This is a genomic window from Streptomyces sp. NRRL S-378 (assembly GCF_000720645.1).
Lineage (GTDB): Bacteria > Actinomycetota > Actinomycetes > Streptomycetales > Streptomycetaceae > Streptomyces.
Genome location: NZ_JOBX01000025.1, coordinates 77,686 through 86,952, shown reverse-complemented (window position 1 = coordinate 86,952; position 9,267 = coordinate 77,686). Strand labels below are relative to the sequence as shown.

Genomic DNA, 9,267 nt, shown 5'->3' with positions numbered 1-9,267 from the left:
GGAAACGCCCGGTTACATTCCGAACCCGGAAGCTAAGCCTTTCAGCGCCGATGGTACTGCAGGGGGGACCCTGTGGGAGAGTAGGACGCCGCCGAACAACCCGCCCTTTTAGCTCAGTCGGTAGAGCGTCTCCATGGTAAGGAGAAGGTCAACGGTTCGATTCCGTTAAAGGGCTCCAATGAAAAGGCCCCCGCCATGTGGCGGGGGCCTTTTTGCGTTCAGGTCAGTAGTAGCCCTTACCGCCGTCCAGCAGCTCGCGTATCGCGTCCATGTGGCCGGCGTGGCGGGCGGTCTCCTCGATCATGTGGAGCAGCACCCAGCGCACCGACGCGGCACCGGCCTTGAACTCCGTGTTGCGGCCCGTGTCGTCCAGAGAGAGCGAAGCCACGATCTCGTTGGACACCGCGCACTGGCGGTCGTACTCCTCCAGGAGCCGCTCGAGGGGGACGCCGTCGGCCTGCATGTCCGCGTCCTCCACGTCCCCGAACTGGGGATTGGTGTCGGTGGGCCGGTCCAGCAGCATCACCTCGAACCAGCAGTGCTCGACCCACCGCATGTGGGAGACGAGACCCGCGGCCGTCATCAGCGGAGAGGACGGCAGGACCGGGCGGTGGGCGTCCTCATTTGAGAGCCCTTCGCACTTCCAGCGGATGATCGAGCGCTGCATGTCGAGCCAGCCCAGGAGCTGAGTACGTTCGTCGGCGGTGTAATCGGGGCGTGTGCGGGGAGTCTGCATGGGCGCCGAGGCTAGCCCAGCCGGTCCCCGCCCGCACCGCGATTAATCGCCCGCCCGCGGGTGGGGGACGCGGAACGCCAGAATCGCCATGTCGTCCGAGGCGGGCTCCGCCGCGAAGCGTTCCACCGCCCGCAGGACACGGGAGGCGACCGCGCCGGCGGTCAGGCCCGTACAGGTCGTGAGGACCTCCGTGAGGCCGTCGTCGCCGAGCATCCGGCTGCCTTCGCGCCGCTCGGTCACGCCGTCCGTGACGCACAGCAGGACATCGCCCGGGTCGAGGGTGACGGTCTGCTCGTACAGCTCCAGGTCCTCGATCACACCCAGCAGGGGCTGAGGTTCCGCGGCCGCGTCGACCATGCCGTTCGGACGCAGCCGCAGCGGGAGCGGATGGCCCGCGCAGACGACCTTCATCAGGGCGCCGCCGTCCGGCTGCGGGTGGAGCTCCCCGTAGAGGAGGGTGAGGAAGCGGCTGCGGGCGCCCTCGTCGAGGATGGCCGCGTTGAGGCGTTCCAGGACGGCCGGGCCGCCGAGACCCTCGCGGGCCAGCAGCCGCAGCGCGTGCCGGGCCAGGCCGGTCACGGCGGCCGCCTCCGGGCCCGTACCGCAGACGTCGCCGATCGCGAAGCCGTACGCGCCGTCGCGGATCGGGAAGACGTCGTAGAAGTCGCCGCCCACCTCGTTGCCCTCGCCGGCCGCGCGGTAGATCACCTCGACCTCCATCCCGGGGATGGCGGGGGAGCCGGGCGGCAGCAGGCTGCGCTGCAGGGAGCGGCTGATCGCGGTGCGCTCGGAGTAGAGGCGGGCATTGTCCAGAGCGAGGGCGGCACGGCGGGAGAGGTCCTCGGCCAGTTCGAGGATCTCCTGGCGGAAGTGCTCCTCCCTCGGCTTGCCGAGGGTCAGCATGCCGATGACGCGGTTGCGGGCGAGGAGCGGCAGGACCACCGTCTCGCCGCCGACCGCGAGGGCGGCCTCGGACCACGGTCGGGCGCCGGCCTCGCGGACCGGTTCGGGCGGACTGACCCGGGACAGCAAGGCCTTCAGGCCGTCGATGCGGTCCTCGTCCTCGTGGAGGACGTAACTGAGGTACGGATCCGAGGACTGGTCGGCGATCGTGTAGACGGCGCACCATGTCGCGAGCGTCGGGACCGTCATCTGGGCCATGAGGGCCAGGGTCTGGTCCCGGTCCAGGGTGCCCGCCAGCAGGTCGGACGCCTCGACGAGGAAGGACAGGGACCCTCGGCGCAGCCGCTCCAGCTCGCCGAGGCGGGCGGACTCCACGGCCAGGGCGATGCGGTCGGCCGCGAACTGCAGGTGCAGCGCCTCCTCGTTGGAGTAGCGGCCGGGGCCCTCGGCGGCGACGCCGAGGGAGCCGGTGAGGCGTCCCTCGACCTTGAGGGGGACCGTGACCGCGGAGCGCATGCCGGTGGCGTCGAGCAGCGGAACGGCCCCGGGGACGGCCACGAGGTCGTCGTGGACGGCGGGCATGCGGGCGGAGCCGTAGCGGTTGGTGCCGGCCTCGACGGGGACGCGGGCGAAGCGCTGGCGGGTGGAGGGCAGGCCGGTGGTGGCGCGGACCTCCAGCTCGGTCTCGTCGTCGGTGGCGAGCAGCAGGAAGGCGGCGTCGGCGTCGAGGAGGTCGCGGGCGCGCTCGACGGTGCGCTGGAGCAGGCCGTCGAGGTCGTCGGGGGCGGGTGAGCCGATGAAGACCTCGAACGGGTCGGCGGCGCGGGGCTCTGCGAAGTGGCCGCCGTCCGTGGAAGGCACCCGTACGGGGCTCTGCAGCAGGGCGCGCTCGTCGTCGTGGACGAGGAGACAGACGGTGGACGGTTCGCCGTGGGCGTCGCGGACCCGCAGGTGTGAGGCGTAGACCGGGATGACGCGGCCGTCGGCGCCGCGGACGCCGTAGCTGCCCTCCCAGCGTGAGAGGCGCAGGGCCTCGGCGATGCCGGTACCGGTGCCCGGGGTCTGCGGCCATGCGGCGAGCTCCGCGAGCGGGCGGCCCACCGCCTTCTCGGCGGGGTGGCCGAAGATGTGCTCGGCGTCCTCGTTCCAGGCGGAGACGACGTCGGCCGAGTCGACCTGGAGGACGGCGACGCGGACCCGGCTGTCGGCGAGGGGGAGCAGCCGGTCGGGGACGACGGGGCCCGCGGAGCGGGTACCGACCGGCCGGTCTGGCAGATCGAGGCGGAACCACACGTGTTTGTGGGTGGCGGTGTACTCCACGCCCCAGCGGGTGGCCAGTGCGGCGCAGAGCATCAGTCCGCGGCCGTTCTCGCGGTCGGGGTCGGCGTACGGCCGCTCGCCCGGGTGCCGCAGCGGCAGCTCGCGCTCAGGGTAGCGGTCGGCGACCTCGACCCGTACGCCGTCCTCGGTGCGCAGGCAGAGGACCTCGGCCTTGGTTCCGGCGTGGACCACGGCATTGGTGACGAGTTCGCTGGTGAGGACCACCGCGTCGTCGACGATGTCCGCGAAGCCCCAGCCCTGCAGGGTGTCGCGGACGAACGCGCGAGCGGCGGCGACCGAGCGCCCGAGAGGGTCGAAGCTGGCAGCCGCCCGTGCCGTGATCACGAATCTCCTTCGACGCGGTTGGACATCGGTTGCCAGGTTACTTACCTTCGCGGACGGCATGGTGCCGTCGTCCGGGAATCCACCCGCAGGGTACGGCCGGTGTGCGATGGTGCCGAAGTGTTATGGCCTGGTTCGGCCAGGGTGAAACACTGGGCAGGCTTGCAGTGCCGGCTTGTGACGAGTCAGGTGTCCGGTGGAACAGCGGTCGACCCTTTCGGGAGGGACACGGTGGAGTCTGGCGCAGTGGTGCGGCGTACGGGAACGCGGCCGAAGGGCGGGCGGTCCCGGCGCGGCGGCACGACAGAGGTCGATACCGCCGCGCTGAACAGGCTGCTCACGGCCCTGGTGTCGATGCGGGACGGAAACTTCCGCAAGCGGTTGACGGTGTCCGGCGAGGGCGTGATGGCGGAGATCGCCGCCGTCTACAACGAGGTCGCCGACCGCAACCTCCACCTGACCGGGGAGCTGTCCCGGGTCCGGCGGATGGTGGGCCGTGAGGGCAAGCTCAGCGAACGGCTGGAAACGGGTGCCTGCGAGGGCTCCTGGGCGGCCGCGATCGACGCCTCGAACCAGCTGGTCGACGACCTGGCCCGGCCGGTGTCCGAGGTGGGACGGGTGCTGTCGGCGGTGGCCGAGGGCGACCTCGACCAGCGGATGGACCTGCGGACGCAGGCGGCCGACGGGGTCGGGCATCCGCTGCGCGGCGAGTTCCTGAAGGTCGGGCGTACGGTCAACAACCTGGTCGACCAGCTGTCCGCGTTCACCGACGAGGTGACGCGCGTGGCTCTGGAGGTGGGTACCGAGGGCAAACTCGGCGGCCAGGCCCAGGTGCGCGGAATGTCCGGTTCCTGGAAGGACCTGACCGACTCCGTCAACACGATGGCGTACCGGCTCACCGCGCAGGTGCGTGACATCGCTCTCGTCACGACGGCGGTCGCGAAGGGCGACCTGTCGCGCAAGGTCACCGTGCACGTGGCCGGCGAGATGCTCCAGCTGAAGAACACCGTGAACACGATGGTGGACCAGCTGTCGTCCTTCTCCTCCGAGGTGACCAGGGTCGCCCGCGAGGTGGGTACGGAGGGCGAGCTGGGCGGCCAGGCCAAGGTGCCCGGGGTCGCGGGTGTGTGGAAGGACCTGACCGACTCCGTCAACACGATGGCCGGGAACCTGACGGCCCAGGTGCGCGGGATCGCGCAGGTGACGACGGCGGTCGCCAACGGCGACCTGTCGCAGAAGGTACGGGTCAGCGCGCGCGGCGAGGTCGCGCAGCTGGCCGAAACGATCAACCAGATGACCGAGACGCTGCGGACCTTCGCGGACGAGGTCACGCGGGTGGCGAGCGAGGTCGGCGCCAAGGGCCTGCTCGGCGGGCAGGCGCAGGTTCCGGGGGCGGCGGGGACCTGGAAGGACCTCACCGACTCGGTGAACACGGTCTTCCGCAACCTCACCACCCAGGTGCGGGACATCGCGCAGGTGACGACGGCGGTGGCCAACGGCGACCTGTCGCAGAAGGTCACGGTCGACGTGGCCGGCGAGATGCTGGAGCTGAAGAACACCGTCAACACGATGGTCGACCAGCTCCAGTCCTTCGGTGCGGAAGTGACGCGGGTGGCCCGTGAGGTCGGCGTCGAGGGCGAGCTGGGCGGGCAGGCGCAGGTTCCGGGGGCGGCGGGGACGTGGAAGGACCTCACCGACTCGGTGAACACCGCCTTCCGCAACCTCACCGGGCAGGTCCGCAACATCGCGCAGGTGACGACGGCGGTGGCCAACGGCGACCTGTCGCAGAAGGTCACGGTGGACGTCTCCGGCGAGATGCTCCAGCTGAAGAACACCGTCAACACGATGGTCGACCAGCTGTCGTCCTTCGCCGACCAGGTCACGCGGATGGCGCGGGACGTGGGTACGGAGGGCCGCCTCGGCGGCCAGGCCCGGGTCGAGGGGGTCTCGGGCACCTGGAAGGAGCTCACCGACTCCGTCAACTTCATGGCCGGGAACCTGACCTCGCAGGTGCGTCAGATCGCCCAGGTGACCACGGCGGTGGCGCGCGGTGACCTGTCGCAGAAGATCGACGTGGACGCCCGGGGCGAGATCCTGGAGCTGAAGAACACCATCAACACGATGGTCGACCAGCTGTCCGCCTTCGCGGAGCAGGTGACCCGGGTGGCCCGGGACGTGGGTACGGAGGGCCGCCTCGGCGGTCAGGCGCAGGTGCCCGGCGTGGCCGGCGTCTGGCGCGACCTGACGGATTCGGTGAACGGCATGGCCGGGAACCTGACCTCGCAGGTGCGCAACATCGCCCAGGTCGCCACCGCGGTGGCGCGCGGTGACCTGTCGCAGAAGATCGACGTGGACGCCCGGGGCGAGATCCTGGAGCTGAAGAACACCCTCAACACGATGGTCGACCAGCTCTCGAACTTCGCCGAGCAGGTGACCCGGGTGGCCCGGGAGGTGGGCACGGAGGGCATCCTCGGCGGTCAGGCCGAGGTCAAGGGTGTCTCCGGCACCTGGAAGGACCTCACCCAGTCCGTCAACTTCATGGCGAACAACCTGACCTCACAGGTGCGCAACATCGCCGAGGTCACGACGGCTGTCGCGATGGGCGACCTCTCGAAGAAGATCACCGTCGACGCCAAGGGCGAGATCCTCGAACTCGTCACGACCGTCAACACGATGGTGGACCAGCTGTCCTCCTTCGCCGAGCAGGTGACCCGGGTGGCCCGAGAGGTGGGCACCGAGGGCATCCTCGGCGGCCAGGCCCGGGTCCGCGGGGTCACCGGCATCTGGAAGGACCTCAGCGACAACGTCAACACGATGGCCGGGAACCTGACGGCCCAGGTGCGCGGGATCGCCCAGGTCTCGGCGGCAGTCGCCAACGGCGACCTGACGAAGAAGGTCACCGTCGAGGCGCGCGGCGAGGTCGCGCAGCTCGCCGACACCGTCAACACGATGGTCAAGACCCTGTCGTCCTTCGCCGACGAGGTCACGCGGGTGGCCCGCGAGGTGGGCACGGAGGGCCGTCTCGGCGGGCAGGCGCACGTGCCAGGGGTGTCGGGGACCTGGAAGGACCTCACCGATTCGGTGAACTTCATGGCTTCCAACCTCACCGGGCAGGTGCGGCAGATCGCCATGGTCACGACCGCCATCGCCAAGGGCGACATGACCAAGAAGATCGACATCGACGCCCGTGGCGAGATCCTGGAACTCAAGACCACCATCAACACGATGGTCGACCAGCTGTCCTCCTTCGCCGACCAGGTGACGCGGGTGGCCCGCGAGGTGGGCACCGAGGGCATCCTGGGCGGCCAGGCCCGGGTCCGGGACGTCGACGGCACCTGGCGGGACCTGACCGAGTCCGTGAACGAGATGGCCGGCAACCTCACCCGGCAGGTGCGTGCGATCGCGGCCGTGGCGACCGCGGTGACCCGCGGCGACCTCAGCCTGAAGGTCGACGTGGACGCGGCGGGCGAGATCCAGGTCCTGCAGGACAACATCAACACGATGATCGTCAACCTGCGGGACACCACCCTGGCCAACAAGGAGCAGGACTGGCTCAAGGGCAACCTGGCCCGGATCTCGGCGCTGATGCAGGGCCGCCGCGACCTCGACGACGTTGCCTCGCTGATCATGAGCGAGCTGACCCCGGTGGTCTCCGCGCAGCACGGTGCCTTCTTCCTGGCGGTGCCGGTCGGCGGCACCACCGAGATCGGGACGGACGGGGGCGCGGAGGGCTCGTACGAGCTGCGGATGCGCGGGAGCTACGCGTACGCCGGCGGTCAGATGCCCATCTCCTTCCGGCCGGGGGAGGGGCTGATCGGGGCGGTCGCCGAGGAGAAGCGGACGATCCTCGTCGAGAACACCCCGCCCGGCTACCTGAAGATCTCCTCGGGCCTCGGCGAGGCCCCGCCGGCGCACGTGATCGTGCTGCCGGTGCTCTTCGAGGGGAAGGTCCTCGGCGTCATCGAGCTGGCCTCCTTCACGGGCTTCACGCAGATCCAGAAGGACTTCCTCAGCCAGATCGCCGAGATGATCGGTACGAGCGTCAACACCATCAGCGTCAACTCCAAGACGGAGATGCTGCTGAAGCAGTCGCAGGAGATGACCGAGCAGCTGCGCGAGCGTTCCGACGAGCTGGAGAACCGGCAGAAGGCCCTGCAGGCCGCCAACGCGGAGCTGGAGGAGAAGGCCGAACTGCTGGCCCAGCAGAACCGGGACATCGAGGTGAAGAACACCGAGATCGAGGAGGCCCGGCAGGTCCTGGAGGAGCGTGCCGAGCAGCTCGCGGTCTCGATGCGGTACAAGTCCGAGTTCCTGGCGAACATGTCGCACGAGCTGCGCACCCCGCTCAACTCACTGCTGATCCTGGCCAAGCTGCTCGCCGACAACGCGGACGAGAACCTGTCGCCGAAGCAGGTGGAGTTCGCCGAGACCATCCACGGCGCCGGCAGTGACCTGCTCCAGCTGATCAACGACATCCTCGACCTGTCGAAGGTCGAGGCCGGGAAGATGGACGTCTCACCGACCCGGATCGCGCTGGTGCAGCTCGTGGACTACGTGGAGGCGACCTTCCGGCCGCTGACGGCGGAGAAGGGCCTCGACTTCTCGGTGCGGGTCTCCCCCGAGCTGCCCGCCACCTTGCACACCGACGAGCAGAGGCTGCTGCAGGTGTTGCGCAACCTGCTGTCGAACGCGGTGAAGTTCACCGACACCGGCGCGGTGGAGCTGGTGATCCGGCCCGCCGGTGCCGACGTGCCGGCCGAGATCCGCGAGCAGCTGCTGGAGGCCGGTTCGCTGCGGGAGGCGGACGCGGACCTGATCGCCTTCTCGGTCACCGACACCGGCATCGGGATCGCGGCGAGCAAGATGCTGGTGATCTTCGAGGCCTTCAAGCAGGCGGACGGGACCACGAGCCGCAAATACGGCGGCACGGGGCTGGGGCTGTCCATCAGCCGGGAGATCGCCCGGCTGCTGGGCGGCGAGATCCACGCGGCGAGCGAGCCCGGCCGTGGCTCCACCTTCACGCTGTACCTGCCGCTGCACCCGAGCGAGCTGCCGCCGCAGGGGTACGCGCCGCCCACGCCGGGAGGCGCCCGCGGCGAGCTGTACCGCCGGTCCCTGGACGGGGCCCGGCCCGGACTGCCGGTGCTGCCGGCCGGGCCCGCGGCCGCTCCGGCGGCGCAGCCGCAGCCCGCGCGGTCCGTACCACCGGCGGCAGCTGCCGGACAGGGCGGCGGGACCGGGCTGTTCCGGCGGCGGCGCAAGGCGCTGAGCGACCTGGAGCCGCGTACGGCGGTACCCGGGCAGCCGGGCGCGGAGGGGGCCGGGGACGCCTGGGACGCCGCGGAGGAGGAGCTGCCGACGGCGGCCCGGACGTACGACTTCCGCGGCGAGCGGGTGCTCATCGTGGACGACGACGTCCGCAACGTCTTCGCGCTCACCAGCGTGCTGGAACAGCACGGACTGGCGGTGCTGTACGCGGAGAACGGCCGGGAGGGCATCGAGGTCCTGGAGCAGCACGACGACGTGAAGGTCGTGCTGATGGACATCATGATGCCCGAGATGGACGGGTACGCCACGACCTCGGCGATCCGGCGGATGCCACAGTTCGCCGGCCTGCCGATCATCGCGCTGACGGCGAAGGCGATGAAGGGGGACCGGGAGAAGGCGATCGACTCCGGCGCCTCCGACTACGTCACCAAGCCGGTCGACCCGGACTACCTGCTGTCGGTGATGGAGCAGTGGATGCGGGGCAAGTGAGACAGGTGGGAAGGCGCAAGGGAACCGGCCGCTGACGCACTGTGCCCGCGGCGTGTGGAACAGAGGTGAACGGGGAACCTTCTGCTCTCCCACCACGTTTCTGCTTCGTGCACAGTGACATCTTGGTGACAGGGTGTGGCGATCTCGGGACTGGGGCTACGATGACCGGCACAAGGACGGACGGCGCACGGGTGTCGTTCTCTGGGGCG

3 protein-coding genes, 1 tRNA gene and 1 rRNA gene are annotated in these 9,267 nt (G+C 70.1%); 3 read left to right on the top strand and 2 right to left on the bottom strand.

Features of this window, described 5'->3' with window-relative positions:
* Window positions 1-97, top strand: a 5S ribosomal RNA gene (rrf, locus tag IH80_RS40915); the annotation flags it as partial.
* Window positions 98-102: 5 nt separating this feature from the next.
* Window positions 103-178 (top strand) — tRNA-Thr (locus IH80_RS0119445).
* A gap of 45 nt (window positions 179-223) precedes the next feature.
* Here IH80_RS0119445 and IH80_RS0119440 read toward each other — a convergent pair.
* Together IH80_RS0119440 and IH80_RS0119435 are read right to left on the bottom strand one after the other, a co-directional pair.
* Window positions 224-736 carry a DinB family protein gene (locus IH80_RS0119440; RefSeq protein WP_030962025.1) on the bottom strand — a complete coding sequence of 171 codons (513 nt, stop codon included), beginning with the start codon at window positions 734-736 and terminating at the stop codon, window positions 224-226.
* Between the two features lie 42 nt (window positions 737-778).
* Window positions 779-3,364: a SpoIIE family protein phosphatase gene (locus tag IH80_RS0119435; protein ID WP_051809561.1), complete on the bottom strand. Its 2,586-nt coding sequence runs from the start codon at window positions 3,362-3,364 to the stop codon at window positions 779-781.
* A gap of 168 nt (window positions 3,365-3,532) precedes the next feature.
* Here IH80_RS0119435 and IH80_RS0119430 point away from each other — a divergent pair, with 168 nt between their 5' ends.
* Window positions 3,533-9,058 carry a HAMP domain-containing protein gene (locus IH80_RS0119430; RefSeq protein WP_030962022.1) on the top strand — a complete coding sequence of 1,842 codons (5,526 nt, stop codon included), beginning with the start codon at window positions 3,533-3,535 and terminating at the stop codon, window positions 9,056-9,058.
* Window positions 9,059-9,267 lie beyond the last annotated feature (209 nt).

Coding starts and splice junctions, on each gene's coding strand:
- IH80_RS0119440 (WP_030962025.1), bottom strand. CDS start 736: ATGCAGACTCCCCGCACACGCCCCGATTACACCGCCGACGAACGTACT.
- IH80_RS0119435 (WP_051809561.1), bottom strand. CDS start 3,364: ATGCCGTCCGCGAAGGTAAGTAACCTGGCAACCGATGTCCAACCGCGT.